Source organism: Streptomyces sp. NBC_01216 (assembly GCF_035994945.1).
Lineage (GTDB): Bacteria > Actinomycetota > Actinomycetes > Streptomycetales > Streptomycetaceae > Streptomyces.
Map to the genome: position 1 here is coordinate 4,147,440 of NZ_CP108677.1, position 26,733 is coordinate 4,174,172.

A 26,733-nucleotide genomic window follows, 5' to 3' on the forward strand; every position below is an offset into this window, starting at 1 on the left:
AACCAGTAGGTATGTCGTTCTCGTCTAGCACGGGAGCCAAGGGGTCCACACGGGACACTGGTGCACGGTTCGGACGTACGCATGACGCACGGAGGAGGCATGGTGGCGGGCGAGTCCCCCGACAAGGCGGAGCAGCAGGAGTCCCCGAGGGGGGCGGCTCCGGGTGGCGGCGCCCGGGATCCGAGGCTTTCCGTCCTCCGTGAGACCGAGGGCGCGTCGGCGGCTCCGGAGACCGCCCCGGCGGTCCGGGTGGACCAGCCGACCGCCGTCTTCGCGAACCTGGCGCCGCGTACGCCCGAGGACGACGTCCGCTCCGTGCCGGAGCAGGAGACCGCGATCGACGGCGCCGCCGCGGAGGCTGCCGGTGACGCGCAGGCCGGGACCGGTGACCGGCTGCGGGCGGCGGTGGCGGCCTGGGTCGCCTCCGGCGACGAGGAGCGGGCCAGGGGCCCGGAGAAGACGACGGAGGAGTCGGCGGAGGAGTCGGCGGAGCGGCCCGCGGGGAAGCCCGACGGGGGGCGGACCGCCGGCGACGGGTCGGTGGCCGCGGCCGGAGACACCGCCGACACCGAGGCCGATGCCGAGGCCGACACGGAGGCCGATGCCGAGGCCGACGACGCCGTGGAGGACGTGGATCGCGCGGACCACGGGGACGAGCCGGCCGTCGAGGACGGTCCGGCCGAGGGAGGCCCGGCCGCCGTCGCCAGGACCTCGGGCGACGACCGGGACGCGGGCGACGCGTCCGAGGAGTCCGCGTCCGAGGAGTCCGCGTCCGAGCCGTCCGCGTCCGAGGAGTCCGCGTCCGAGCCGTCCGCGTCCGAGGAGTCCGCGTCCGAGCCGTCCGCGTCCGAGCCGTCCGCGTCCGCCGGGGCCGGTTCCGAGGAGCCCGCTCCCGCCGCGTCCGCGTCCGAGGAGCCCGTGAGGGCGGTGGTCGCACCGGTCGCCTCGGCGGATTCCTGGTTCTCCGCGCGCAAGCCCGCCGCAGCCGCCGAGCCCGCAGCCGCCGAGCCCACCGCCGCTACCGCCCCGGAGCACGCAGAGCCCGCCGTGGCGTCGTCCGCCGACGACCCCGCGGACGGCGCGCCCGCCGTCGACCAGCCCACGGCCGTCTTCAAGGCCGTCCGCCCGGCCGCCGTGGACCAGCCGACGACCGCGCTGAAGCTCCCCCCGACACCGCCCCCGAGCCGGGAACCGGACGCGGGCGGGAAGGCCGGTCCGAGCCGGGATTCGGCCCCGGCCCCGGCCCCGCCGTCTGACGGGCCGACGCCGTCCGCCGAGCGCCCGAGCACGTTCGTACCCCTGCGCAAGGACGTGCGCCACACGCCGGCCGCCACCCCCGCGCCGGAGACGGACACCGGTACGCCCGTCGCCCCGCGAATCCAGGTCCCGGCGCCCGCTCCGGACGCCCCGGCGTCCCTCACCGAGCCCGAGCGGACCAAGCAGCAGCCCATGCCGCCGCTGCCCCCTCTCGATCTCCTGGCCGAGCTGACGAACACCCCGCCCCCGGCGCCGACCCCGCTGCGCACCACTGTCCGGCGCGTACGGATCTGGACGCCGCTGGTCATCCTGCTCCTGATCGTCTTTGCGATCGTGCAGTTCGTCCGGCCGCTTCCCGAGCCCGTCCTCGGCCTCACCGCGGACCCCGCCTACACCTTCGAAGGCGGTGACCTGAACATGCCGTGGCCCAGTGAGGGCCAGGGCGCGGCCGAGGTGGAGGGCGTCGGCTCGCTGGGTACGTACGGCGCGCAGCGGCCCGCCCCGATCGCCAGCGTCGCCAAGACGATGACGGCCTACGTGATCCTTCGCGACCACCCCATCAAGGGGAAGGAGTCCGGCCCGGAGATCGAGGTCGACCAGAAGGCCGGCGAGCAGGCCAAGGCGAAGGACGAGTCGACCGCGCCGATCAAGAAGGGCCAGTTCTACTCCGAGAAGGAACTGCTCCAGCTCCTCATGATCCCGTCGGGGAACAACGTGGCCCGGCTGCTCGCCCGCTGGGACGCCGGTTCCGAGGCCGCCTTCGTCGAGAAGATGAACGCCGCCGCCAAGGACCTCGGCATGACCGACTCGGTGTACACCGACCCCTCGGGTCTCGAGTCGACCACCGTCTCGACCCCGCTGGACCAGCTGAAACTGGCGAAGGCGGTCATGCAGAACGATGTGTTCCGCGAGATCGTGAACATGCCGAACCTCACCGTCGACGGCATTCCGGGCCGGATCGAGAACAACAACAACATCCTGCTCAAGCCGGGAGTCGGCGGCATCAAGACCGGCTCCTCCACCCCCGCCGGCGGCAACCTGCTCTGGTCCGCGAACACCGTCGTCGACGGCAAGAACCGCCGCATTCTCGGCGTTGTGATGGGCGCGAAGAACGCCGACCAGCTCTACAAGAAGCTCCAGCTGGCGATCGACTACAGCCTCGAACTCATCCGGAAGGCACAGGCGGACGTGACCTCCGCCACCGTCGTCCGCAAGGGCCAGGTCGTCGGCCGGATCGACGACGGCCTCGGCGGCTCGACCCCGGTCGTCGCCACCGAGGAACTCAAGGCCATCGGCTGGCCGGGCCTCGAGGTCCGGCTGCGGCTGACCGACGGCGGCACGACCGTGCCGCACTCCGGCAAGGCGGGCGACGTCGTCGGCGAGATCTCCATCGGCACCGGGGCCGGCCGGGTCACCGCGCCCGTCGCGCTGCAGAAGGACCTCGTCGAGCCCGGCTTCGACAGGAAGCTGACCCGCCTGGGCTGACCGGCGGCCGACAGGCCGGGCGCCCCGGACTCCCGGGGCGCCGCGGTCGGCACCTGTTAGCGTTCCGGGGACGAGGAACACGGGAGAGGGCCGCAGTGACCACCGCCGAGCCGACGAGCGCCGACGAGGCCGCCGCGCAGCCGGGTGCAGGCGTGCCCCGGCGAATAGAGCTCCCTTCCCCCCGGACCCCCGCGGAGAAGCCCCCGGCCGCGCCGCCGGCACGCCCCGCCCGGCGACGGCGCCGCTACCCCGTGATGATCGCTACGGGCGTCGCCGCGCTCACCCACGTCCTCTGGTTCTTCCTGTTCGCGAACAGCGGCGGCGACCTCGCCGCCCAGGACGCGTGGGCCGAGTTCGTCGGCCGGCACCCCGACTCCGCCTACAACCTCGCCTGGTACGGCGGGATGCACCCGGTCTCGTACAGCGTCGTCTCGCCGTACCTGATGTCCCTGCTCGGGGTACGGACCACGATGATGATCGCCGGGACCGTCTCGGCCGGTCTGACCGCGCTGATCCTCGTCAGGCTGCGGGCCGTCCGCAATCCGCTCGCCTGCGCGCTCGCCGGGGTCTTCGCCTTCCTGTGCAACGCCCTGTCGGGACGGGTGACCTTCGGGCTCGGCCTGATGTTCGCGCTCGGCGCGGTCGCCGCCGTCTTCTGCTGGCCGCACCGCTGGCGCCACAGACGCTGGGCGAAGGCGGCGGTCGCGGCCCCGCTCGCCGGGATCGCCACCGCGTGCAGCCCGGTGGCCGGCCTCTTCCTCGGCGTCGCCGCGGCGGCGCTCTTCCTCAACAAGCGGCGCCCGGGAGCGTACGCGCTCGGACTCGCCCCGGTGCTGGTCGTCGCCGTCTCCGCCTGGCTGTTCCCGTTCTCCGGTACACAGCCGATGTCACTGGGCTCGACCTCGCTGCCGTTCCTCTTCGGGGTGCTGGTCCTCCTGCTCGTGCCCCGGGCATGGCGGACGGTCCGCACCGGCGCGGCCGTCTACTCGGTGGGCACGCTGCTGACCTGGCTGATCGACTCGCAGATCGGCTCGAACGTCTCACGACTCGTCATGCTCTTCGCCGGTGTGGTGCTGCTGGCCGCCCTGCCCTACACGGTGCCGCGCTCGCGCAGGTGGTACGCGGTCCTGCTGGCCTTCGCGGGACTGAACGCCTGGATCGGCTTCAAGGGCGTCGACGACGTCGTGCGGACCGCGCCCGACGCCTCCTGGACACGTGAGGTCGCTCCGCTGATCAACCAGCTCCAGGTACGGGGGGCGGAGAAGGCACGCGTCGAGGTCGTGCCGGCCTCCAGCCACCGCGAGTCCTCCGCGCTCACCCCGTACATCAACCTCGCCCGCGGCTGGAACCGCCAGGCCGACATGGAGCGCAACCCGCTCTTCTACGACGACACGCTCAACTCCGACAACTACCAGGACTGGCTCGACCGCTGGGCCGTGCACTACGTCGTGCTGCCCACCGGGGTACCCGACTCGGGCGCCGAGCGGGAGGCCGAACTGGTCGCGCGGGGGCTGCCCTACCTGCGGCAGGTCTGGTCCGACGCCAACTGGCGGCTCTACGAGGTCGCCGACCCCACACCGCTCGCCGACCCGCCCGCCCGGGTGGAGCGGGCCGCCGCGGACGAGGTACTGATCCGCCTCGACGCGCCGGGCCGGGTGCTGATCCGCGTGCCGTTCTCGCCGTGGCTGGCGCTGCTCGACGAGGACGGCGGCAAGATCGAGCCGCCGCAGGAGACGGAGGCGTCCCAGGCGGCCCGGGAGGCGTCGGAGACCGAACTGCCGAAGGTCTTCCGCAACGAGGAAGGGTGCCTGGTCAAGGGCGAGCCCGACCGGGAGGGCGACGAATGGACGGAGCTGGTGGCGCCGAAGGCGGGTGTCTACCGGCTCGGGGCGCCGTACAAGATCTTCCCGCGCGGGACGGCGTGCCCGGAGGAACTCCGCTGACCCCCGGCCCCCACGGTCGGGGGCGGACGGGGACGAAACTCCCGTGCTTCGGTTCGCACACCTCTGCGATCATCCCCGCATGGCGCACCGTCTCGAATCGCTGGTCATCCGTCACACCCACCGCATCTCCTCGCCCCAGGGCTCCGCCGGCGAAGGAGCCACCGTCGCGCGGCAGTTCGACGCGGCGCTGGCCTCCGTGGGCTTCAAGCTCTCGGCCGAGTTGCTGGAGCGGCTGTCGGGACTGTCCGAGGACGCCGTCGCGTACACCGCCCAGCGGACCCTGCGCGTCGTGAGCGAGATGCTGGGTGACCACGTCCGCCACAACACGTACTTCATCGACTTCCCGGCCAACGTGCCGGACACCGAAGAGTTCTGGATGCGGTGCGTGACACAGGCGCTCGGCGACGCCGCGTCGCGCGAGAACGTGCTGACGCAACTGAAGCACGGGGTGCTGGACCTCCTCAGCCTCCCCACGTACGGGAGCTACCAGCACACCTACGAGGAGATGCTCGCGGCGCAAGGCGAGCTGATCGCCTCGGCGGGCGACCGGGTGACCGTCCTGCACCTCGGACGGGACCTGGACGACGAACTCACCGACCTGTACCTGGCCTTGGCGGGCAGCACGACGCCACTGGGCGAGGACCACCTGCGCGACCTCAAGACCCTCGCCGCGCACCGCGCGCTCGGCCCCCAGCCCGAGACGATCCCCGTCCGGGAGAACCGGGCCCTCGTCAACGAGGCCCGCCTCGGCGTCGGCGCCGGACTCCTGCTGGACACCGTCACCGATGTGCTGCGGCTGGCCTGCGCGCTGTCGGGCGGTGACGTGACGCTCCAGGAGCCGACCCGGTTCCGCGCGCTGTCCCGTCCGGTGCGCCGGGGACTGCTCGCGGGCCTCGACGCGGTGGTCGCGGCGAATCCGGCGAAGCTCGCCGACGTGCACGCGCACCGGGAGGCATTCAAGCGGCTCGGCGAGCGTCTTCACCCGCACGAGTACCCGCGCTGGCCCCACGCCGCCGACGTGTTCGCCGTCGCGCGGGGCGAGAAGGAGGCACGGTCCTTCGACAGCCGCGTCGGAAAACTGCTCGACGCGTCCGACGTCATCGGCGCGGTCACGCTGCTGAAGTCCGCTCCCGGCAAACTGTTCCGCACCCTGGACCTCCTGCTGCGCACCGCCGCGGACCAGGAGGAGCGGGACGCGGTGACGGCCGCCGCGGTCGAGGTCGCTCCCGAGGTCTCCGGCCGGGTCGTCCTCTCGGTCCGCGAGCACTTCCACAACCGGGAGCGGGAGAGCGACGAACTCCGCATCTTCGTCAACCGTCGCGGACGCGCCTGGGTGACCCCCGACACCCGCTCCCCGGTACCGGCCGCGGACCGCGACCGTCTCATAGCCGCCCTCGACGCCGAGACGCGCCGCCGGCTCCCGGCGCCGGGCCGCCTCCTGCTCGACCCCGAGGTCCTCGAGGTAGCGCTCCCGCTCAGCGGCCGGGCGACGGCGTCCGGGTTCGGCGTGCTTCCGCGGGGTTCGGTCTCGGAGGTCGACGGCGAACTGCTGCGCTTCTTCGTGTACTGGAAGGAGACCGCGACCCGGACCGATTACGACCTGTCGGCCCTGCTCCTCAACAGCGACTACAGCACCGACTCATGGCTCTCCTACACGGTCCTCGAGGCCGCCGGAGGCGAGCACTCGGGCGATGTCACCGAGGCGCCCGACGGGGCCTCGGAGTTCATCAACCTGTCCCTGGACCAGCTGCGCGCCACCTTCGTCGTTCCGCAGGTCAACATCTTCACCGGCGAGGGCTTCGAGGAGACCGAGGAGTCGTTCTTCGGGTTCATGCTGCGCGACGCCGAGCAGAAGGGCCGCCCGTTCGAGCCGCGCACGGTGCGGATGAAGTCGGAGCTGCGCGGGGTGGGCCGGGTGGCGCTGCCCCTGGTCTTCCAGCGCGGAGAGGACGGCCGCTGGCGTGCGAAGTGGCTGCACCTGTACCTGAAGGGCATCTCGGAGGCCAACCGGGTCGAGGAGAACCAGGTCTCGGTGTCCAAGGCGGTGCGTGCCCTCGTGGAGCGCCGGCAACTGACCGTGGGATACCTGATCGACCTGATGTCCCGCGACACCACGGTCACGGACCTGTGGGACGGCGAACGGGTCCCCGGCGAGCCCGTGACGTACATCGGTCTCGAGCGCCCCGAGGGGCTGCACCCGGACTCCCGGGTCATCACCCTCGAAAATCTCAGCGACTTGATTCCGGCCTGAGTGTTAGTGTCGGTCACGGCAAGGCCATGAAGGGGCTTCCTTCTCAAACACTCCAAATGAAATCGAGCTTCTTCGCTCTCCTTGCCCTCGACTTCACCGGGAGGCGCCCCCGCGGCGCCTCCCGGTTCTCGTGTGGGCCGGCCCCGGCCACCGCGAAATCGGCGCGACGCGGCCCCGAACCGCCTGGTACTTCGCCCGTGGCGAGGCCATGAAAGGGCTTCCTTCTCCTCCGCCGCGCGAGCGGCCTACATGCGATGAGTCTGTCGCTTTCCTCGCCCTTCGACGCCACTCCGGGCGGTCCCGCGCCCACCGCGCGAGCACCGCCCGGAGCGGCGTCGAGTGCTGCCGCCGGACGTTGCGGCGTGACGTCGGCTGCCCGGATCAGACGGTCACCGCTTGCGATGAGGGCCCACTCGTAGGTTCCCGGCGCCGTCTCGACGACCGCGCGAGGCCGGGTCTGCCGCACCTGTTCCCGGGTCCCCGTGGCCGTCCGCCGCGGCGGAGCGACTTCGCGCCTTCTGGCAGGTGGGTGGCACGGCCTCGATCACGAGAAAGGGCCGGCTCCGGGGAGATGCCCCTGTGAGCCGGCCCTTCTCCTTGTGCCCCCGGCAGGATTCGAACCTGCGACACCCGCTTCAGGAGCTTTAGGAGTGGTATCGAATCTCTGGCGGGTGGTGCTCGGCTCTGCCCCGTGGTGCTCTTCTGCCTGATCAGCGCCGCGCGGCATGACCGGCCATCCGGCTCAGGGCGGCTTCTGCCACGCCGTCCGCTCGCGCGTCGCTCACGCATTCGGCGGGCCGTGGGGCGTCCAGTGGCAGACCAGGCTGTGGCGCCGAAGGCTGATTTTCCCTGTGGGCGTACCCGGATGAGGAGCGGCATCCTTCTAGCCATGCATGTCACTGACATTAATGTTACTAACCATGATGTTAGTATCTTTGTTGCTGGGTGCTCTGAGAGGTGGCGACATGGCGGATTTCGTGGGCAGGCGGCACGAGCTCGAGACGTTGGATCGCGAGCTGGGCAAGGTGACGGCCGGGGTCGGTGGGGAGCGGCCCGGGCGGTGCGTGATGCTCCGAGGGCGCCGCCGGGTCGGTAAGTCGCGATTGGTGGAGCGGTTCGCCGAGAGGTCCGGTGCGCCGTTCCTCTTCTATGCCGCCACAGGGGCGTCGCCGGGGGCGGACCTGGAGCGGCTCAGCCAGGATGCGCGGTCATCCAGCCTTCCGCTGGCGAATCTGCTGTCCGCGGCCCGCCCGGCGAGTTGGGATGCCGCCTTCGATGTACTGGCGGCAGCACTGCCGCACGACCGGGCGAGCGTGGTGGTCATGGACGAGGTGCCCTATTTGATGGATGCGGGGGGCGCCTTCGAGGGCATGCTTCAGCGGGCCTGGGACCGAGTGCTGGAGACGAAGCCGGTTCTGCTGGTTCTGATCGGCTCCGACCTGTCGATGATGGAGGCGCTGAACAGTTATGGACGCCCGTTCCACCAGCGCGGACGGGAGATGGTGCTGGGCCCGCTCAACCCGGCGGAGGTGGGCGAGATGCTCGGCCTCGATCCCGCCTCGGCCCTCGATGCGGCCTTGATCACCGGTGGACTGCCTCTGATCTGTGCGGAGTGGACGCACGGCGCCGGGATGTGGGAGTTCCTGCAGGCGGCACTCAGCGATCCGGTCTCGGCCTTGCTGGTGTCGGCGGAGCGGTCGCTGGCCGCAGAGTTCCCCCAGCGGGTGCAGGCCCGTACCGTCCTCTCGGCGATCGGTAGTGGTGAGCGGACGTTCTCCAATATCGCCCGCGCCGCCGGCGGGATCGGGGCGACCCCGCTACAGCGGTCGCTGGGGATCCTCGCGGACAAGCGGGTGATCGCAGCGGAGCTTCCCGTGTCCACGCGTCCTTCGAAAGATCGTCGCTACCGGGTCGCGGATCCCTACCTCCGCTTCTGGCTGAAGCTGCTGGGCCCCGCGATGGAGGAGATCGAGCGGGGCCGGGGCGACCTGACGCTGCGGCGCATCCGCGAGAACTGGACCAGCTGGCGCGGCAGGGCCGTTGAGCCTCTGGTTCGCGAGGCGCTGGCACGGCTGCTGCCCGACGCGAACCTCCCCGCCGCCCCCGCCATCGGCGGTTACTGGACCCGTACCAACGATGTGGAGATCGACATCGTGGGAGCGGACCGCGCGCCGATCGCCAAGGAGCTGTTGTTCGTCGGCTCGGTGAAGTGGCTGGAGAACTCCCCCTTCGACCGGCACGATCTCGCGGCGCTGCACCGGCACCGCGCCGCGCTCACGCCTGCTCCCGTGCCGGTGATCGCTGTCTCGCGCAGCGGGACCGACTGCGTGGGGCTCGACGCCGCGTACGGCCCGGCGGAACTCCTCGCGGCGTGGTCCTCCTGAGCGCCCCGGATGCATGTTGGTGCCAGGGTGTACGGCCTGCCGACCCCGGGCCGAGCCGCCCTCGATCAGGTCCACCGCGACCTCGGCACCGTGCCGACACCCTCGACGAGGACGTCCTTCCGCTCACGCAAACGGCCCCGGACGGGTCGTCCGAGGCCGAGTAGGACTCTTCCCTGGGGGATAAAACCCAGGTCAGAGCGGTAATGCAAAGTGCCCCCGGCAGGATTCGAACCTGCGACACCCGCTTTAGGAGAGGCCCAAGATCACTTCTGGGCGGCTCCGGTGGTGAGTGGCGCTGACCAGGAAAGAAGCCGAGAGCGCGGCCAGTGGCCCGTACTCACGCTACCTGAACTGCGGGGATCCCGCTCCTGTCGCGTCCTGGACAGTCCCGATCGCTCCCGCGCCGTCCCACGCACTACGTCCCCGCTGTGTCCCCGACGGTCCCGCATGTCCCCGCTCTGTCCCCGTGGCGTCCCCGCCGAAGCCGTTCGGGGACGGACGCTGACCTTCGCGACTTTGATGCCCTGCTCGGGCGCCTGCTTCGGTTCCGTGAGCACCGCTTGCCCTTCGCGGCACGGGTTCACTTCCTCAGTCGCCTCGAAGAGCGGTGATCCTCAGCGCGATGAGGAGGGTTGCGCGGCTAACCCCGCGGTCCTCGAAGGTCGACCTCGGCCCCGCTGACGGGAGCCGTGTCGATGTGATGGAGGAAGTACATGAAGGCCGAACGCACCGCGATCACCGCACTGGGCGCTGTGGTTGCCGGAATCATCGCCGTGTCGCATCCCGCGCTCATTCCGGCGATGACGCTGGCCGTCGCCGTGTGGGTGGCGCTCGCTCTGTACCTCAAGGTTTGAACCGGCCCTGCCAGATGTACTGCCACGACAGTTGGAGGAGAGAGAAGTGAACCCTGACCGCCCCGCCTCGCCTGGCCAGGCAGAGACGCCCACGACGACGTGGGAAGACGTCGACGTGCCTTCGGCCCTCGGTGACCCGCTGCCGATCTGGGAGGACGTTGACGTGCCTTCTGCCCTCAACGACCCTCCAGCCCCCGTCGGCTGGCGGGACTGCGACGACGTGCCGCGCGCGCTCGAGATTCTGGATGCCGACGAGGCAGAGGGTTCGTGAGCGACGGCCGAAGGGCGGCCCGGACTTGAGTCCGGGCCGCCCTCGCGGTCACGTGTCTTCTTGGATGAGGCGCGCCACCAGCTGCCTGATGTGCCCAGTTTGGGGTGACTTCACGGTCGTTCGAATCCGGCCATTCTTGTCTGCGCCTTCATGGTCCCGCGCGGACGGTGAGAACCGGGCGCCGTGGCGGACATCAGGTGTCCGCTCGGTTCCTGCGGCGAAGCCGGTCGCCCCAGACGCGGCGCCGGGGAGTCGGTGTACGGGCGAGCTGATCGCGGAGCTCGGTCACCTCGTCCAGGAGGAGGTCGACGACGGCGCGGGCTTCGGCGACGAAGTGCGCGTCCGCCTCGGCGCCGGCCAGAGCTTCGGGGTCTCCCTCGTGCGCGACGTCGACGGAGGCGACGCGGTCGTCGTTGCTGTCGGCGATGAGGAAGCTGGTCACGCCTTCCTCGATGTCGATCCTGATGACGCCCCAGGGGCTCGGGACGGTCTTGTCTCGCAGGGCGGCGATGGCGGCGAGCTGTTCAGGGGTGAGCACTGCCGGCCTCCTCGCGGGTCTCGGCGGGGACGGGTGCGAGGTAGCCCTGGCAGCCGCAGTACTCGTAGCAGCTGGAGTCCTCGGGCGCGGTGCGCGGAACGTTCTGGTGGACGCCGCGTGCGTGGCCGCAGCCAGGGCGGGCGCAGTGGGGGTAGTGCTGGTTGTCGTGCCGGTAGGCGGAGAGGCCGACGTCGTGAGTCGTCTTGCCGGTGCCGCGGGTGGGTTCGGTGTCGGCGTAGCAGCCGGCCCACCCGCAGTCGTGGTTGAAGGCGAACGTGCCGGCGAAGGCCAGGGCGCCGCAGCGTCCGCAGCGGTACTGCGGGCAGCCGCGCTCGTCGAGCGGGATGGGCTTGCCCGTACAGCAGTCGATCTTCAGGGATTCGCGATAGGCGGCGTGGCGGGCAGCTCGGGCGTCGCGTTCAGCCTCGCGCGCGGACCTGCGGTCCGTAGCGGCCTGCTTCTCTCCGAAGAGGTCGAGTTGTGTCATGACAGTTCTCGGATTCTCCAATGTGATGCGGGTGCGGGGCGGCCACTGGACCGCCCCGCACCCGGGGGCTGATCAGTTACTGGTGGCGGCTTCGGTCGGCTTTGACTTCTGCGCCTTGGTGTCCTGCGCCTTCGTCGTCTTCGCCGTCGTCGTGGCGCGGCGTGACCGGGGCGCTGGTGTCCGCTTCTTCGGCTCGGTGGCCTTCGCGGGCGTCTGCGTCTTCTTGGCCGTGCCGCGTGGGGTCTTCGCCGGGGCCTTGGTTGCGGTCGCTTGCTCTGACTTGGGGTTGTCGCCGCTCGTCGGCGTGTTCGCGGCCGCCGGGTTCTTCTCGGCGTCTGGAGCACGGCGGGGAGGCTTCTTGGGGAAGGCGCGCAGCGGTGGGCGCTCGCCATCGAATGCCGGCAGCAGTCGGGTGCGGATGTTCCGTGCCGCGGTCGCGGCGGGCGGGTTGTTGGTGAAGTGAACGCCGACGTTGTAACGGATGCCAGGGGGAGAGGTGCTTGAGGCTGTCGGCGTACGACTCGGCGTCGCGGTCACCCTCCTCGAACTCGCGGGGCGGTACGTTGAGCGCCCAGGTCTGGACGGCCTCGCCTCGCCAGAGGTGCTTGATTCCGATGCGGCGGCCGTTGGGGTGGGCGAGGTACGCGGACGGCCCGGGGTGGGGCTTGTCGTCGGCGTCGACGGCCCAGCCGTCGCCGAGTGCCGCAGCGGTCGCGGCGACGAACTCGGCGAAGTCCGCGGGGAACACGCGCTGCCTTTTCGGGGCGTCGGAGTCTTTCGGCGTTGCCGGCTTCGTCGGGCTCACGAGTCGTTCTCCTCGGACGTGCGGTGGAGTGTGGTGAAGGTGGTTGCTCTGCCTTCCGGGCACCGGGCCGTTGCGGGCAGCTCTCCCTGCGGCCTGGCGCAGATCTGCCGAGCCTCGATCAGGGCCGAGTCGGGCAGGGAGACGAGGCGGTCGGAGGAGGTAACCCCCGCGAAGACCACCGGCCCGCGGAGGTCTTCTACGGGTCCGCCCAACGCGTGGGCGAGCGCACTGGCGCCGACGTTCAGCTGGTGCTGCTCGCGGTTCCTGCCTCCGATGACCACGATGGAGCCGTCTGGGTGGTCGATCCTGCGGATGACCGTGGGCGCGTCGAGGAGGGCTCGGCTGACGCTGGGGGCTTGGTCACGAGGGGTGTCACCAAGCGGGATCTCTCGAAGTGCTTCCGTGGTGTCGATGCGGATTGCATGTGGTTGATGAGTCACGGTGTCCTGTCCGTTCGGTAGCGGGAGGTTCAGGTCATGCACCAGCCGGAGTCGCACTCCGCGTCATCGGAGTCGACCAGGGGCAGCGGTGCGGCTTCGGGGATGGCTTCGGGAAGAGGCTTGCCTCGTCGCGTCAGGTAGGCCGGGTCTCTCCCCAGCGCGATGCGCTGAGCGATCAGAGTGGCTTCGAGGGCGGTCGCTTTCTCGAAGAGTTCCGGCTCGCTGCGGCGCATCTCTTGCCACTGCTGAAGCGTCTTGAACGGGCAGAAGAAGCAGGCGCTCTTCGACGGGATGGCCAGCCCCGCCCGTTCGATGATGTCGAGGCAGTCGGTGCGACGGAGCCCGAGGTCGAGAAGCGGGTAGACGATCTCCTCGTGAGGTTCGGAGCGGCGCCGGTTGGCGCGGTGGATCTCGTCGACCGAGATACCGATGGCTACCTGGGCTGGCACCGCCTTCGTTGCGCCATGCTCACGAAGCCAGCGACCCACGACCTTGATCTTGAAGTCTGCCGTGCAGGAGCGTCGCCCTGGAGCCCCATTGCTCATACGCACCGGAATGGGGACCGAGCGAGAGCCAGGGCGTACGAGCCGTTCCCAGAGAGTCTCGGTGGTTCCGTCACGCCTGCGACGATCGAGGACGTGGAGGGCAACTCCGTGCTCTTCCGCGTAGGGCGCAGCAACTTCCCGTACGTACTGGAGAGTCGCTGGGTGCTCGCTGTCGTCGCCGACATTGGCGAAGAGGAAGGTGCCGAAGTCGATGCGGCGCTGCGCGGCGAGGACAAGGAGCGCCGTGGACTGAACTCCTCCGCCGTAGGAGACGACGTTCACGCTGCGGCTCCTTCGAAGAGCTGGTCGAGGGCGCCGAGCAGCCGTCGGGCCTTCCGTTCGAACAGGGCCTGTTCCACGACGGCGTTGCGGTGCTTGATGACCGCGGTGCGCTCGGCCAGGGCCTCGGTGAGGCCGGCGTCCTCCGAGGCGAGGGTGTTGGCGCACCAGATGGCGGTCTTGGGGCCGAGGTCCCAGGTGATCGCGTTGACGGCGGCGCAGGCGGTGGCGAGGCGGTCGATGTCGTTGCCGAGCCACGTGTAGTCGTGCGGGTTGAGGCCGTGATGGCGCAGGGTCTGGACGACGGAGCGGAACATGCCGCCGCTGCCGAGGGCCGGTTCGCGGATGGTGCGGCCGTGGTCTGTGCCGTTGACGAGGATCTCGGCCATCAGGTCGGAGACCGACGGTGGCGTGTGGTACTCGCCGCGCCACTTCTTGTCGCTCTTGTGGCGCAGCCCCGTCAGCAGGGGGCTGAGGACGTCGGCCTCCGACCGCTCGTAAGGGTCCTCGCTGGCGGTGAGGTCGAACAGCCCGTTGTAGATCGCGGTGTGGATGACGGCCTGGACGGCACGCAGCTGGTACTCGTCGGGGTCCTCCTCGACCCAGTCGTGCAGGGGGCGCGCGACCTCGATGAGGTCGGGGCGGGCCATCCACTGGACGCCCCAGATCTCCCGCAGCAGCGGCGGGAGCTGGGCCGGTTCGAGGGTGAGGAGCCAGTCGCTGACGAGCGGCTCCCGGAAGAAGGACAGCGCGGCGATGGTGCCGAGGGGAACGTCCATGCGGTTGCCGCCGTAGTGGCTGAACCAGGCGGCGATGACGTTCTCGGCGACCTCCATGGCGTGCCGGTGCGGGTCGCCCGGGAAGGCGCGGTGCTTACGGCGCGAGGCGGGGGCGGAGCGTGGCTTGGGCGGCTTGGCGGCTTCCTCCTCGCGCTGCTTGGCGCGCGCTTCGAGCTTCTGCTCCACCTCGCCGAACAGGTCGAACTGGGCCACTGTGCTCACCGCCCCGCTGAGTCGGTCGTCGTGTCCGGCGACGTGAACGGGTGCGGTGGGGCGCCCGCGGCGACAGGCACGGGGCCCGCTTGCAGGATCGCCGTGGCCCGGTCGGCGCGCTGGATGTAGTAGGCGCGGTCCTCGCGGAGGCGTCGCATACGTTCCTCGTGTTGCGCGATGAGTCCGCCGTAACGGTGAAGGGATCGGGGCGCGCAGTGGTGTTCGTGTGCGCGGCGCAGTTCCGGGGCCCAGGGCTGGGCCAGCCAGTGTCGAGCCAGAGCGGACACGATGGCGGTGGCCCGGCGCGCTGTGCCATGGGGGACGCGTACGGGGGCGCTGATGATGAGGCGGTACGGGCGCAGCCGCAGATCGCCCGAGGCGAGGGCGGCGCGGGTGAAGGACTCGGAGCTGGCCAGGGTGAGGCCGAACAGCACCGGTGCCTCGTCCATCTGGAAGCCGGCCGGTCCGGTGCCGTACGCGACCTGGAGGATCTCCTCCTTCGGGTCCTGGTCGGCTTCGGGGTGGTGGTCGGGGTCCCAGCCGAGGGTGAAGGCGCCGATGCCGGTGACGCGGTAGACGGCCTGACCGGTGTCGAAGTCGGTGTACTCGGCGACCTCGAGGGCCGGGCCGCTGCCGACGGTGAAGGTGAGCACGAGGGTGCCCTTTCTCGTGATTCAGGCATGAGTGGGGTAGGGGGCCGGCCGTTGCCGCGGGCTCGGCCCCCTGGTGTGGTGCGGGTGGGCTGGGGCTATCCGTGCTCGGCGCGCCATCCGCCGACGTACGCCCCGACCTCCTCGGCGAGGGGCTCCAGGGACATGTCGCCGGGCGGCTCGTCCTCGTCGGTCGTGGTGTCGTAGATGACCCTGGCCGTGCCGAAGGTGTTGTCGATGTGCACGGCCTTCCAGCCGCCGATCTCGCTGCGGTCGTCGTGCCAGGGGAGCGAGTAGCGGCCGGCGATCGCGATGTACTGCTCGCCGTCTGTGGTGAGCTGGACGGTGATGTTCAGCTCGTTGCCGCACCAGTCCACGCCGACGTCCGTGCAGCGCTGTTCGAGGGCCTCGATGACGTCGGCGTAGAGGGCCCGGGCCTTCTCCTCGTCGGCGCGGCGCAGGAGTTGAACGGCGCTGAGGTAGTGGAGCGCCATCACTCGGCCTCCCGGTCCGGGGCGGGGGCGTGGTCCGCGCAGACGAACGAGAGGGGTTCGCCGTCGTGGGGGAGGTCGAGTTCGACCTCCTGGCTCTTGCGACACAGCAGGCAGGTCAGGGAGACGCGGCGGACCATGCGGAGGGCCCAGGGGGATGCTGCTCATCGGGTTCCTCGCACTCTGGTCAGGACGGCCAACCTGGATGGATTGGCGTCAGTTGTCTGTCACAACACATGTCATGGGTGCACGAAGAGGCGCATCCGGTCAGGCGTCCCGGTACAGGTCCGGGCGACCGGTGATCTCACGCAGGGCGCAGACGAGGAGCCGGCCAGCGCCCTCGACTCCGAGGGCCTCGGCGACGAACTCCACCGGGGTCACGCGGCGCCCGATCGCCTCGCCGTAGGCGTGGGCCAGGGCCTTGCTCATCGCGCGTGCCAGCTCCTGGGCCTGCGTGAACTGCTGAGGCGCGACACCGCGGGCGGCGAGCTTGTCGGTGAGTGCTCGCCGTTCGTCGGCGGTGAGTTGGCGAAACACTGGCTGACTCCTTTGAGGGTGGGGCTGATTGGTGACATTGATAACATTTTATCAATTTTGATCGCCTTGCGTCAAGTGTGATTTATCGACGCTTGGTTCCTCTGGGGCGATCGCGCCTGATGGCCTCACGTGCGGCCTGACGCGGCCTGTCCACGGTGCCTTGAGCTTCGAGTTCCGCGGCGCGGGTGCGACGCTCCCGCTGCTCCTCGAACCAACGGCGGTCCCGGTCGCGGGCGCGCTGGTCCTTCTCGCGCTTCTCCCGAGTGGCGGCAGCGGCGCGCCGGGCGCGCGGGCTGGTGCCGCAGGAGCGGCAGTTGGCGGCAGGGGAGTCCGGGTGTGCCGCGCAGCCGCCTGCCCCATGGCGGTCGTCACCGTCCGCCGGGGGTAGGGGGTTGTTTCTCTGGTGGTTCTCTGACGGTTCCCCGGCCATTCTGGCCGGTTCCCCCGTCGAATCTGGCCGCTGGTCAGTTTGGCCGGTGGCCGTTTTGGCCGCCTGCTTCGTCCGCTTTCCGCCGCCCTGCTTCCCGCCCCTCGCCGCCTTCGGCGCCGGGGAGCCGGAACCGGGCGTCGGTGAGGATGACGGCGGTGGAATCTGGGCACGAGGAGCGTGGATCGTGTAGCGGTTGCTGGTACGGCGCCCGTCCGAGAATCGGGCGTGCGAGACGATGAACCCCTCCTCCTCCAGCCACTCCAGATGCCGGCGAACCGTGCGCTCCCCCTGACTGGTCTTGGCCGCCAGGGTGGCCTGCCCGGGGAAGCAGGACCATGCCTCGTCGGCGAAGTCGCACAGCGCGAGCAGCACCAGCTTCGCGCCCGGCTTGGGGATGTCCTGCCGGAAGGCCCAGGCCATGGCCTCGATGCTCAACTGCCTTCCCCTTCCCTCTTCCAGGCCGCACGCCAGCGGCTGACGGTGCGAGGTTTCACCTGGAGGCGCTCGGCGATCTCGTCCGCCGTCAGCTCCGCACGGGTCATGAGCCGCGCCGCGAGTTCCTGCTCGGCCTCGTTGAGACTGGGGAGCGGAAGGTCTCCGTTGACGACCCGCTCGACCGCCAGGAAGTCGACGCCGGGTACGCCCGTGGCTGTGGTGCTGACGTAGACGCGCCGGGTGGGCTCGCGAGCGGGGTCGGTGCCGCTGATGACGTACGTGGACGCCACGGCGCGTGGCCGGGGTACGTAGGTGGTGGGCACGCTCACTCCTCGTCCGGGTCGTGGTGAGCGCCCCCGTGGCCGGCAGGCCGGGCGCGCGGTGTGTCGTCGATGAAGGACGAGACACCGCACGGGCCGAGGGGTCGGCCGTCGCTCTCCAGAACGGCGAGGGCCTGTCCCGGCAGGCCGGCACGCAGGAGGCGGGCGGCCTCTGCAGTGATCTGCTCCAGGGCGACCGCGGCCGCACGTGCGCGGTCGCGGTCGGCGAGGGCCTGGGCGGCCTCGGACTGCCAGCCGGACGCCTCGTCCCCCAGCTGGGCGGTGAGCGGCAGGACGACGTCCATGACGGAGTCGGTGACATCCGCGACATGGTCCGCGTACGCCATGCGCGGCCAGGCGGCGGTGAGCGAGTCGGTCAGGCGCCGCCGAATGAGGTCCGCGTTCAGCGGGTGGGGCGGTTCGGCCGGGGCGGCGGTCGGCACCGGGCCGTCCGGGATGCCCGCGAGGCGCTCGCGGGGCATGGGTGTGGACATGGTTCCCCCTCCAAGGGTGTGTCCGATGAGCAGGTGAGACCGGGGCCACCACGGCCGGTACTCAAGTGCGGGTGGCCCCGGGGTACGCGGTGCGTCAGCCGGCCTCAGGGAGGCGGGAGACGCCGATGGTGCGCGAGGTCCGCCCGCCAGGGCGCAGCGGGATGTCGATGCCGAGGCCCTCGAGGACGCGGATCATCGCCTCGGGATCGGGCGCGGGCGGTCGCGGGCTGCCGCCGGACCAGGACAACTTGAAGCCGCCGTACTCCCCGGGGTCGGCGGCGTCCAGCATCTTGCGGGCCTTGGCCTTGCGTTTCTTCGCGGCGCTCTCCACCTCGGCGGCGTCGGCGTAGGCGCGCAGGGCCTCGGTGATGGCCGCGGTGTCCTCGGCGAGAATCGTCTGCGGGGCGCGGTCGTCGGCGAGCTGGTCGAGGTTCCAGCACGCCGTCTTGAACGGGCAGTTGTCGCAGATGATCGACAGACCGGGCCCGTCCAGGTCGCGCGGCATGGCCTCCGGCTCGGTGCTCGCCAGGACGTCCTCGGCCCATGCCAGGGCCTGCTTCGTGACGTCCTCGTCGTACGGGCGTTGGTGGACGACGACCTGTCCGTACTCGCGGCCGACGTACCGCAGCCGTACGACGTCGACCGGCAGCGGTTCGCTGGTTGGGAGGTTGGGATGGTCCTTGAGGCCGCCGCTGCGCAGCAGATGCGCGTACAGGTGGACCTGGAACCACTCGGCCTGACTGGGCCCTTGGCGGACGACGACGTCGAGCGCCCGGGTGCTCTTGGTCTTCACGTCCTCCACGACGCCCACGTCGCCGGGGGCCGTGGGGGTGTCGTGCCGCTCGGCCCGGCGGTACACGTGCCCCGGCGCCCAGTAGGCGTCGGCGTGGCCAAGGATCACGCCGTCGGTCAGCTCCAGCTCGGTCCAGGCACCGTACTGCTCCCGCAGGACGCGGAGGATGCCCTCGTGCAGCCAGGTGCCCAGGATCGCGGCGTGCATGTTGTCGGCGAGGTCCGTCGGCCAGGTGCCGTGGACCTCGTAGGCGGCCCGGCGTCTGCACAGGCCGATCGAGGAAGGGCCGAGGAGGCGCTGCCGCGACCGGGGCCGGGCGCGGTCGTCGCGATGCGCGCCCTTCCACAGGTCGGGTACCGGGACGCCGACGCTTTTGGTGGCGCTGTCGGTGGTCATGATGATCTCGCACTCTGTTGGGTGGTCTGATCGCCCGCCATGGCGGGCAGGAGGGCTACTGAGCCGAGTCGGCGGCGGCCTTGCTCCGGGAGGACCTGCCGGCCGTGGTCTTCTTGGCGGTGCTCTTCCGCGCTGTCGCCTTCTTCGCGGCGACCTTTCTCGGCGCCGCCTTCTTGGCCGGGGCGCGGCGGCGCGTGGCAGGGGCCTCGGCCTCCGGACCGTCCTGAGAGGAGGCGTTGCTGTCGGAGCCACCCTCCGGCCGCAGCACGTCGAGGAGGGCACGCAGCTGCTCGGCGTTGACGTCCTGGTAGGAGACGCCGAAGTCGTCGAAGCCCCGCTCGTTGACGGCGTCGAAGCCCATGCCGAGTCGGCTGGCCAGCTGCTGAACTTCGCCGCGCGCCTTGTCCAGGTCGGCACGCGGATCGACTGGTCGCGACGTCTCGCGCACCGGTGTCGACGCGGTGTCCGATGCCGCTTCGCCGTTGTCGTCGTCGATGACGACCTCACCCTCGACCACATCGCTGGGCGAAGACTCCTTGCCTGCCCGCTGAGACTGCTCCGGTTGTTCAGTGCTTCCGTTCCTCAACCGTGTGGCGGCGGCCTGGACCCGCTCGCGGGACTCCGCCGCGTCCGCCGCGTGCATCTCCTCGTCCACATGGAGGCCGGACAGGTCCGCGGGGCAGGCCCGGCGCAGGGCGAGCGCCTCCGCGACTTTGCCGAGCTGGCTGGCCGGCATCTGCGGCCACAGCCCGCCAAGCTTGTACTCCTGGGCCTCGTAGTCCCACACCTTCGGCGCGTACTCCCGCCAGTGCGCTACGGCGGGGAAGCGGGCGTCGCCTCGCCAGATGACGGCCTTGCACGCGGCCGGGGGCTCGTCGCGCAACCACACCGTGTGCTCGCCGCCGTCGGCGTCGTACCAGACGAAGTCCTCGTACGCGATGGGGTGCCCGGCGCGGTCGGCGGCCCGGCGTGCGATCAGCCGGTAGCCGTCGATACCGGTCTGGATGGTCCAGCGGATCTCGCCGCGTGACTTGCGCTTGATCATGTAGATCTGCCGGCCGAACGGGTCGAGCCCGGACGCCCTGCAGTAGTGGAAGAAGATCCCCAGCTGCGCCGGACTGGCCTCCACCAGATCCGGGAACGCCGCGCGCAGCGCGCGCAACTGCTGGTCCTCGAACGCCTTCTGGTCTTCGCGAATCGCAAGCCAGGTGACCGGAGTGTCGGCCACATCCCCTCCAAGCACATCGTCCCCTTAGAAGACTTCAACTGTCGCAACACATGTTGCGGTCAGTTGAAGTTAATCAAAATCTATTTCACTTGATCCCGATCGTCAAGTGTGAGATATCGGCTGTCGTCGCTCGTGCGCAGGCTGCGCAGCTGGAACACGCTGGCCCATTCCGGGTGTCGCGCACACAGGAGGCGCGCGTAGCGCGATGTGAAGTTGTTGTTCAGCCGGAACGGCTCGCCGCTCGCGATGTGCGGCGACGACCAGCGAAGCTGCTCGAACAGGGCCTTGACGCCGATGCGTCCGCCGTCGGCGTCGACCCACTGGGTCGTGAGCTCCTCCAGCGCCTCGAGGATCCATGGATGTGAGGCGTGGAAGTCGTCGAACCGCTCGTCGAGTGTCGGGCGGCCTTGTGGCTGGATCTTCGGCTGCCGCTCGCGCTCGGTTATGTCTAGCGGTAGCTCTGGCTGTCGGTACACACGTCTCACCCCCATGTATGTCTGTGCACCGTCTGGACACATGTTGTCCAACCCTAGAGGTGGTGACTGTGGAATGCGCGCTCGGGGGTGTCTCTATCTCTCTCGTCGACCCCGTCGTGTCGGGTTTGGAGTTGGTTCCGCCCGGCCGTGCGGACGTGTGCGCGGCCCGCTACGTGTGGCCTCTTCCCCGCCGGGAAAGAACTTCTCTATACGGACGCCGCCGACGTCCCGCCGCAGAGGGGGCCGCCTTGACGGTCAACGCCACAGTCCACGACCCGCTGCTGCTCGCTCCGCCGCTCCAGCGCTTCCTGATCCGCCGCCTGCCCACTGGCCGCTTCGGCGCCCCGCGCACTGACGGCTCGCGCACCGGCACTGTCGCAGGGATCTCGACCACCTACAGTCCTCGCCGCGCCCACGAAGGTGTTGACCTGAATGTCAACCAGGGCGACCCCGTTTTCGCCGTCACCGACGGCACGATCGTCGTCTCCGGCTCCAGTCCCACCGACAGCCGGGGCCCGGCCTGGGTGATCCTCGACCATCACCCCTCCGTCACTCCTCCGCCTACCGCTCCTCCCCCTCCCACCGCACTCGGCCACCTCAGTGTGTACTACCACCTCAGCGTCGGCCTGCCGGTGGGCACCACCGTCCGCGAAGGCCAGTTGATCGGCTTCGTCGGCTCCCACCCCTCCGGCCCGCACCTGCACTTCGAGCTGCGCCACGTCACCAACCCCGCCGGCAACCCGGCCGCCGACACAACCTCGGTCCCCCTCAACCCCGGACCCTCGCTGGAGCCCTGGGCGTTCACCGACACCGGTGCGGTGGAGACGGACGAGGTCCATATCCGGGAGCTGCGCCTGCTCCAGCACAAGAATCTGGCAGTGCCGTATCTGCGGGTACGCCTGGACCACGACGACAACAACTACTTCCTGCCCATGGAGCACCCCACGCCCGACCAGCTCCAGGCGGCCGAACTGCTGCGGTCCTCCGGCAGCCACGGCGTGCGGCTGCGCTACGCGGTCTCGTCCTGGCACGCGGGCCGGAAGATCATCCGGGGCGTGCAGTCGGCATTCTGACCGGCGACCCTACGCCGCAAGCCCCTCCGGGGCACGGGTTCGGTCTACGGATGGGGCGGCTGGTGGTGTGGTGGGGCGAACCCGCCGTCGGATCTTCCGCTTCTGGACCGAGGTGCAGCCTGTTGCGCTGGGCTCACAGTCGCATCAGGGGTGGAACGGCCAGTGGCGGCCTACCGCTTGGGTCGCACGGTCATGGAGAAGCCGGTCTTCAGGAGCTCGGCCGCGAACGCGGCCACGTCGTCCGCTGTGTGCTCACCTGGTGTGAAGGTGCGCGCCGCCGGCAGCGGCGGAGGCGCCGCCTTCGGCTCCGCCGAGGGCTTCCGACCGCGGGGCTTGATCTGCTCGCGTTCCCCCGCCCGAATCCGGTCGATCCCCTCCTGGACCGTGGCGCGCCCGCGCTGCTGGGCGTCCGCGAGGACGGTGTCCAGCAGCCACAGCGGCGATCCGGAGATCATGGCGTCCTCGTGGACGAAGCTCTTGCGCACGCGCCACTGGTAGACGTCCATGTACTTCTTGCCGAAGATCCAGGGGATCTCCTTGAGGCCGACGATCTCCGGAAGGTCGGCGGGGTCGTCGACCTGGTACCCGCCGGCGATGCCCGCCTTGTACTCCTTCAGCCGCTGAGCGTCGACCTCCCGGCTGCCGTCCACGGACAGTCCGAGGACTGTGGGCAGCAGCCAGTACGGGTTGCCGGAGACGACGGTGTCCGGCTCTCCCAGCACGCCGCGCGTCTTCCAGAGCTGCGAGGTCTGCCGCTCCACTCCGTAGAGGAACGCGATCTCCGCGTGCCCCAGGAGATACGGGAACCGCTTCTTCGCCACGACGCCTCCGTGCCTACGCAGATATAACGAACTTGATCCGTCAAGCATAGTTGCTCAGCCGGACAAGCTTGATCGGGGCGGCAAGGGCTACGACAGGACCGGCTGACCGCCGACGAGCATCTCCAGGGCCTGGGCCGACTGCGGAGCGAGACGATAGATGCCGTGCACGCTGACGGCGCGCAGCAGCTCTCCGTCGACAACATGCTTGATCCACCGCTCACCCCGTTGCGACGTACGCCTTGCCCTGACGTACGTTCGGGCCTATGACGCACGCCCTGAAATCCCGGCCGGTGGCCCAGTGAGCGGCTGGTGGGCCTATCTGGAGGAACGGACCCGCCGAGAGGTCGATGCTGACGTGCTGCGTGATCGTCGCCTGTCGGCGGTCAGGTCCGTCTGGGAGGCACTGCGTCCGCTGGAGGTGGGCCTGCACGAGGCCGAGCGGGTGGTCCACGCACGATATGAGGCCCTCGGCGACCGAGTGCAGCGCACACCGCCAGATCCGCTCGACCTCCCCTCACTTGCAGCTCGCGCCGCGGCTCTCCCTGGACGTGTGGCGGCGGTGGAGGCGCTGTGGGACGGCGATACCGTGCACGACTGGTTCGTGCTCCTGGTCGCGGTCTTGGACGCCCCAGACGGGGAGGGCCACCTGGCGACCGTCTACCACGGCCCGGACGGTGGTCCCCCTAGCGGTGCCGCCGCCAAGGCCGGCCGGGCGCTGGCCAGCCACCTTGGTGTGCCGTTCCACTTCGCTTCCCCGGACATTCCTGATGACGACGCCCCGCGCTGGCGGGCCGTCCAGCGGCCGGCGGAAGCGTGACCGGGGACCATAGGTGGATCGTGGCGACCTCAAGAAGGCCGGACCATCCAGTTCTCCGGTTTTCGTGTACAGAGCCAGTGCTGGCGCAGGCGTTGTTGTCGGGATGCGGCGCCACACTCTAGGCTTGCGTCCTCTTTCCTTTGTGGAACAGCGCCCCGGGATCTGACTCGCACTCTGCCCGGGGCGCTGTCGCGTTCACCAACGCGCGGATGGCTGTCAGACCTGGCTGACACAGTGCGGTCCATGGACGTTGACGAGTTCTGGCAGACGATCGCTGCCGCCCAGGGAGACGCCAGGAGTGGAAGGCCGTTTCACGGAGCACTGGTGGACCGACTCGCGGTTCGCTCCCGAGAAGAGATCGTGAGATACGCCCTTCGGTTCGAGCAGTTGCACGACGATCTTGAGCGCTGGGACGTATGGGCCGCCGCCTACCTCATCGGCGGTGGCTGCTCCGACGACGGCTTCACCGACTTCCGTGCTGGCGTCATCGGGCTCGGTAGGGAGTGGTACGAACGCGTTGTGGCTCATCCCGATGATCTCGCGGAACATCCCGACGTGAAGGCGGATGCCGTCGGCTCCGCTGATGTCGACCTGTTCTACGAGGAGATCAACTACGTAGCGGATCGGGCGTTTGCCCGGACTGCTGGTGATGACGAGGACTTCTACAGCGCCTTGGAGAGCCACCAGATCTCGCAGGACGAGGGCGAGACGGGTTCCGTGGACATGGGGGAGGACTTCGACTTCGACGACGACGAGGAGATGCGGCAGCGCCTGCCGCGCCTGGCAGCGCTGTACCTTCGCAATGACTCGAAGTGAGCTCTGCGCCCTGGTCGGACGGGCGGCGGTCAGCCCAAGGCGATGTGGACGAGGAACCAGACAGCGAAGCCGGTCCAAGTGATCGCGAAGATCGCGCGGCCCGGGCGGGTGTGGACGCGGAACCACGCGCGGACGCGCTCGGAGAGGGTGTTGCCGTCCTTGGTGTCGGCCAGGGCGAGCAGTTCGTAGGCGGTGCCGAGTGCGAGCAGGGCGGCCCAGATCAGGTCGGGTGTGGTCAATCGGTTCTCCTTCTTCTCCGCGCTGCTCTGTGACCCGGAGTCGTCAGCGGCCTGCCGCCGACCAGAGGGCGACGCCCAGAGCGGCGAGGCCCGTGAGGGTGCTGATGGCGGGGAGCGGCCAGCGGGTTCGTTCGAGGGCGGTGACGCGGGCGTCGAGCTCCTCGACGTCCTTGTCGATCTGGTCGGAGCGCTGGACCAGGAGGGCGAGTTGGCCGTCGATGCGCGCCAGCCCGACTTCGAGGGCGCGGCGGAGTTCGGCGAGCTCCAGGGCGATCTCTCCGTCGGGCATGGTGGCTGCTCCTGTGATCAGTTGATGGTGGGGGAGGCGGGGTCGGTCTTGGCGGGGAGCCACGAGGCCGTGCCGGGGCGGCCGAGGAGGGAGCCGACGGCGCCCTTGAGTACGGCGAGGCCCGCGGGGATCGCGGCGATGGCCGCTGACTCGAGCGCCGACAGGGTGACGACGTTGGTCGTGCCGGACGCGAGGAGGAGGCCGAGGAACGCCTCGATGTACGTGAGGACGGCGCGCTCGCCGATGTCGGCGAGGAGCTTGGGGGCGCGGCTGGAAGTGGTCATGGGGTGGAAGAACCTCTCGACGTGGGGATCAGGGCTTGGGGACGCGGAGCTTGGCCCAGCTGGTCGGGCCCGGGATGCCGTCGGCGTCGTCGCCGGAGAAGCCGAGCTTGCGCTGCCACGCGGCGTACGAACGGCGGTCGGCGTCGGTCCAGCGCGGGCTGGGGCCCTTGGCGTACCTGCTGCACCCCTCGGCCACGAGCCGCTTGCCCATCGCCGTGATCAGGGCGGAGCGCCGGCCGGTGCGGAAGTAGGTGGGGCCGGGGAACGGGGCGTACGTCGGCTTGTCGTCCGCGGGCTTCGGGCTCGTCGGCTTGCCGTCGAGGAGGTCGGCGACGGCGTCGCGGAACTCGTCCATCGCGATGCCGGCGGGGTCCGGCTTGCCGGGCTGCCACTCCTTGTGGGCGATGACCGAGGGCGCGGTCCAGCCGTGCGCCCTGCATAGGGCGGCGCTGACCTTGTGCATGGCGTCGAGCTGGGCCGGCGGCCACGCCTGGCCGCCGCCGGTGTTGGTGCACTCGAAGCCGTAGAAGCGCGCGTTGCCGTCCGTGTTGGTCTCATTGTTCGGCGGCAGGGGCTTCTCGGCGATGACGGCCCTCAGGACGTCGTCGTCGCCGGCCCCGGCGTGGTTGGTGCGGCCGTAGCCGATGAGATGGACGGTGCCAGAGCGGTCGATCACCCCGTGGCACAGCGGACCGGGGAGCGAGGAGTACCCGGTGCGGCAGAGCTCCACCATGCCGGCCTCGGTGGAGTACGGGCCGGTGTGGTGAATCATGACGCCGTGGACCGGGCCCCAGGCGCCCTTGTGGTTGCGGTTGTGGGTGCGCCAGCTGCCGTGCTCGACGACGCGGACGCCGGACTTCTTCAGGACGGCGAGGAACTGGTCTGCGGACAGTGGCTGGGCCACGTCGGTGCGCTTTCTCCCCCGCGCCTCCGCGGTACGTGCCGACCAGGAGCCACCTGGCGGTCCCTCGGGGTGTGATCACGTCGCGGACGTGCGGGCGGAGGGTCGTCCGCAGCCGCCGGAGTCTACAGCTACGCAATCATTCGAGGCAGGCGAGTGGATTCGCTGTCTGCGGGCGTTCGCGGCACACGAGGCGGCACGAAGCCGAGCGTTCTCATCCTCGCGACTCAGAGTGCAATCGGTCGGTAGTTCAGGGCTGCGTTGACGATCTTCTCGGCAGACGCGTGCTGGATGCCGCCCGAGGGGTGGAAGACGAGGTCGCTGACCCCGGGATGCGGCACATTCGCTTCGAGGAGCCGCAGGTAGTAGTCGCCCTCGGGGTCTGCCGCAAGGAGTCTGCGGACGATCTCGACGAGCTCGTCCCTCGTGATGTCCGCGACCCGAGGGCGAGCTGGCCGGGCCGCCTCCCTGGCAAACTCGTCCAAGCTCCTGCTTCCGTAGTACTCAGCGAAGTCGTAGGCCACGTAAGCGTGGCCGGTCCTCGCATTGAAGCGCCGGATCGCCTCGTCGGCTTCCTCAGAATGGTCGGCCAGCAGGTCAGCGATTCGGTCGATCTCGCGGCTCAACTCGTCCAGCCGTTGCTGGCTCACAGGAGGGGGCAGCAGCTCCGGTCTCAGGTTCACAGTTCGCATTATGTCCACCGGCGCCGACA

General features: G+C 70.1%; 31 protein-coding genes. 9 read left to right on the top strand and 22 right to left on the bottom strand.

Going from position 1 to position 26,733, the window contains the following annotated elements; all coding sequences use genetic code 11:
* Window positions 1–81: 81 nt before the first annotated feature.
* The 6 genes from OG393_RS18350 (at window position 82) to OG393_RS18375 (ending at window position 10,445) form a co-directional block, all read left to right on the top strand.
* Window positions 82–2,742: a D-alanyl-D-alanine carboxypeptidase gene (locus OG393_RS18350; protein ID WP_327375747.1), complete on the top strand. Its 2,661-nt coding sequence runs from the start codon at window positions 82–84 to the stop codon at window positions 2,740–2,742.
* Window positions 2,743–2,837: 95 nt separating this feature from the next.
* Window positions 2,838–4,685 (top strand): MFS transporter, encoded by a 1,848-nt coding sequence (locus OG393_RS18355; RefSeq protein ID WP_442817323.1) that lies wholly within the window; start codon window positions 2,838–2,840, stop codon window positions 4,683–4,685.
* Between the two features lie 79 nt (window positions 4,686–4,764).
* Entirely contained in the window at window positions 4,765–6,936 is a 2,172-nt protein-coding gene (locus OG393_RS18360; RefSeq protein WP_327375748.1) for a hypothetical protein, read from the top strand.
* A 965-nt stretch (window positions 6,937–7,901) separates the two neighbouring features.
* On the top strand, window positions 7,902–9,320 hold the full coding sequence (locus tag OG393_RS18365; RefSeq protein WP_327375749.1) for an ATP-binding protein: 1,419 nt from the start codon (window positions 7,902–7,904) through the stop codon (window positions 9,318–9,320).
* 713 nt (window positions 9,321–10,033) lie between these two features.
* Window positions 10,034–10,174 carry a hypothetical protein gene (locus tag OG393_RS18370; RefSeq protein WP_327375750.1) on the top strand — a complete coding sequence of 47 codons (141 nt, stop codon included), beginning with the start codon at window positions 10,034–10,036 and terminating at the stop codon, window positions 10,172–10,174.
* A gap of 46 nt (window positions 10,175–10,220) precedes the next feature.
* Window positions 10,221–10,445, top strand: a complete 225-nt coding sequence (locus tag OG393_RS18375) for a hypothetical protein (protein ID WP_327375751.1) — start codon at window positions 10,221–10,223, stop codon at window positions 10,443–10,445.
* Window positions 10,446–10,638: 193 nt separating this feature from the next.
* On the opposite strand, the gene OG393_RS18380 is transcribed toward OG393_RS18375, so the two are convergent.
* The 16 genes from OG393_RS18380 to OG393_RS18455 form a co-directional block, all read right to left on the bottom strand.
* The gene (locus OG393_RS18380; RefSeq protein ID WP_327375752.1) at window positions 10,639–10,983 is read right to left on the bottom strand and encodes a hypothetical protein; all 345 of its coding nucleotides are present in this window, start codon (window positions 10,981–10,983) and stop codon (window positions 10,639–10,641) included.
* Window positions 10,970–11,470, bottom strand: coding sequence for a hypothetical protein (locus tag OG393_RS18385; RefSeq protein ID WP_327375753.1), 501 nt, complete (start codon window positions 11,468–11,470; stop codon window positions 10,970–10,972). Before OG393_RS18385 ends, OG393_RS18380 begins: the two co-directional genes overlap by 14 nt.
* 72 nt (window positions 11,471–11,542) lie before the next feature.
* A complete protein-coding gene (locus OG393_RS18390) occupies window positions 11,543–12,007 on the bottom strand; it encodes a hypothetical protein (RefSeq protein WP_327375754.1) in 465 nt (154 codons plus the stop codon).
* A 264-nt stretch (window positions 12,008–12,271) separates the two neighbouring features.
* A complete protein-coding gene (locus tag OG393_RS18395) occupies window positions 12,272–12,715 on the bottom strand; it encodes a hypothetical protein (RefSeq protein WP_327375755.1) in 444 nt (147 codons plus the stop codon).
* A gap of 29 nt (window positions 12,716–12,744) precedes the next feature.
* Window positions 12,745–13,542, bottom strand: a complete 798-nt coding sequence (locus OG393_RS18400; RefSeq protein WP_327375756.1) for a phosphoadenosine phosphosulfate reductase — start codon at window positions 13,540–13,542, stop codon at window positions 12,745–12,747.
* A complete protein-coding gene (locus OG393_RS18405) occupies window positions 13,539–14,540 on the bottom strand; it encodes an N-6 DNA methylase (RefSeq protein ID WP_327375757.1) in 1,002 nt (333 codons plus the stop codon). Before OG393_RS18405 ends, OG393_RS18400 begins: the two co-directional genes overlap by 4 nt.
* A complete protein-coding gene (locus OG393_RS18410) occupies window positions 14,537–15,184 on the bottom strand; it encodes a hypothetical protein (protein WP_327375758.1) in 648 nt (215 codons plus the stop codon). The genes OG393_RS18405 and OG393_RS18410 overlap by 4 nt, the downstream gene beginning before the upstream one ends.
* A gap of 95 nt (window positions 15,185–15,279) precedes the next feature.
* Window positions 15,280–15,675 (bottom strand): hypothetical protein, encoded by a 396-nt coding sequence (locus OG393_RS18415; protein ID WP_327375759.1) that lies wholly within the window; start codon window positions 15,673–15,675, stop codon window positions 15,280–15,282.
* A complete protein-coding gene (locus tag OG393_RS18420; RefSeq protein ID WP_327375760.1) occupies window positions 15,675–15,812 on the bottom strand; it encodes a hypothetical protein in 138 nt (45 codons plus the stop codon). Before OG393_RS18420 ends, OG393_RS18415 begins: the two co-directional genes overlap by 1 nt.
* 127 nt (window positions 15,813–15,939) lie before the next feature.
* Window positions 15,940–16,209: a hypothetical protein gene (locus tag OG393_RS18425; RefSeq protein WP_327375761.1), complete on the bottom strand. Its 270-nt coding sequence runs from the start codon at window positions 16,207–16,209 to the stop codon at window positions 15,940–15,942.
* A gap of 82 nt (window positions 16,210–16,291) precedes the next feature.
* Entirely contained in the window at window positions 16,292–17,074 is a 783-nt protein-coding gene (locus OG393_RS18430) for a helix-turn-helix domain-containing protein (protein WP_327375762.1), read from the bottom strand.
* The gene (locus OG393_RS18435; protein WP_327375763.1) at window positions 17,071–17,397 is read right to left on the bottom strand and encodes a helix-turn-helix domain-containing protein; all 327 of its coding nucleotides are present in this window, start codon (window positions 17,395–17,397) and stop codon (window positions 17,071–17,073) included. The genes OG393_RS18430 and OG393_RS18435 overlap by 4 nt, the downstream gene beginning before the upstream one ends.
* 2 nt (window positions 17,398–17,399) lie before the next feature.
* Window positions 17,400–17,888, bottom strand: coding sequence for a hypothetical protein (locus tag OG393_RS18440; RefSeq protein ID WP_327375764.1), 489 nt, complete (start codon window positions 17,886–17,888; stop codon window positions 17,400–17,402).
* A gap of 94 nt (window positions 17,889–17,982) precedes the next feature.
* Window positions 17,983–19,077 carry a PD-(D/E)XK nuclease family protein gene (locus tag OG393_RS18445; protein ID WP_327375765.1) on the bottom strand — a complete coding sequence of 365 codons (1,095 nt, stop codon included), beginning with the start codon at window positions 19,075–19,077 and terminating at the stop codon, window positions 17,983–17,985.
* Window positions 19,078–19,132: 55 nt separating this feature from the next.
* The gene (locus OG393_RS18450; protein ID WP_327375766.1) at window positions 19,133–20,305 is read right to left on the bottom strand and encodes a recombinase RecT; all 1,173 of its coding nucleotides are present in this window, start codon (window positions 20,303–20,305) and stop codon (window positions 19,133–19,135) included.
* An 80-nt stretch (window positions 20,306–20,385) separates the two neighbouring features.
* Window positions 20,386–20,781, bottom strand: a complete 396-nt coding sequence (locus OG393_RS18455; RefSeq protein ID WP_327375767.1) for a hypothetical protein — start codon at window positions 20,779–20,781, stop codon at window positions 20,386–20,388.
* A 248-nt stretch (window positions 20,782–21,029) separates the two neighbouring features.
* On the opposite strand from OG393_RS18455, the gene OG393_RS18460 reads away from it, so the two are divergent.
* Window positions 21,030–21,854: a M23 family metallopeptidase gene (locus OG393_RS18460; RefSeq protein WP_327375768.1), complete on the top strand. Its 825-nt coding sequence runs from the start codon at window positions 21,030–21,032 to the stop codon at window positions 21,852–21,854.
* 170 nt (window positions 21,855–22,024) lie between these two features.
* Here OG393_RS18460 and OG393_RS18465 read toward each other — a convergent pair whose 3' ends face one another.
* Window positions 22,025–22,675, bottom strand: a complete 651-nt coding sequence (locus OG393_RS18465) for a hypothetical protein (RefSeq protein ID WP_327375769.1) — start codon at window positions 22,673–22,675, stop codon at window positions 22,025–22,027.
* Window positions 22,676–22,973: 298 nt separating this feature from the next.
* Here OG393_RS18465 and OG393_RS18470 point away from each other — a divergent pair, with 298 nt between their 5' ends.
* The gene (locus OG393_RS18470; RefSeq protein ID WP_327375770.1) at window positions 22,974–23,492 is read left to right on the top strand and encodes a hypothetical protein; all 519 of its coding nucleotides are present in this window, start codon (window positions 22,974–22,976) and stop codon (window positions 23,490–23,492) included.
* Between the two features lie 243 nt (window positions 23,493–23,735).
* Window positions 23,736–24,308: a DUF4240 domain-containing protein gene (locus OG393_RS18475; RefSeq protein ID WP_327375771.1), complete on the top strand. Its 573-nt coding sequence runs from the start codon at window positions 23,736–23,738 to the stop codon at window positions 24,306–24,308.
* Window positions 24,309–24,337: 29 nt separating this feature from the next.
* Here the strand turns inward: OG393_RS18475 and OG393_RS18480 are convergent, their stop codons facing one another.
* From OG393_RS18480 to OG393_RS18500, 5 genes are all read right to left on the bottom strand, one after another.
* Window positions 24,338–24,547 carry a hypothetical protein gene (locus OG393_RS18480; protein ID WP_327375772.1) on the bottom strand — a complete coding sequence of 70 codons (210 nt, stop codon included), beginning with the start codon at window positions 24,545–24,547 and terminating at the stop codon, window positions 24,338–24,340.
* A 43-nt stretch (window positions 24,548–24,590) separates the two neighbouring features.
* Window positions 24,591–24,836, bottom strand: a complete 246-nt coding sequence (locus tag OG393_RS18485) for a hypothetical protein (RefSeq protein WP_327375773.1) — start codon at window positions 24,834–24,836, stop codon at window positions 24,591–24,593.
* A 17-nt stretch (window positions 24,837–24,853) separates the two neighbouring features.
* Window positions 24,854–25,120, bottom strand: a complete 267-nt coding sequence (locus OG393_RS18490) for a hypothetical protein (protein WP_327375774.1) — start codon at window positions 25,118–25,120, stop codon at window positions 24,854–24,856.
* Between the two features lie 28 nt (window positions 25,121–25,148).
* Window positions 25,149–26,024, bottom strand: coding sequence for a peptidoglycan-binding protein (locus tag OG393_RS18495; RefSeq protein ID WP_327375775.1), 876 nt, complete (start codon window positions 26,022–26,024; stop codon window positions 25,149–25,151).
* A 224-nt stretch (window positions 26,025–26,248) separates the two neighbouring features.
* Window positions 26,249–26,713 carry a hypothetical protein gene (locus OG393_RS18500; protein ID WP_327378470.1) on the bottom strand — a complete coding sequence of 155 codons (465 nt, stop codon included), beginning with the start codon at window positions 26,711–26,713 and terminating at the stop codon, window positions 26,249–26,251.
* Window positions 26,714–26,733: the final 20 nt, after the last annotated feature.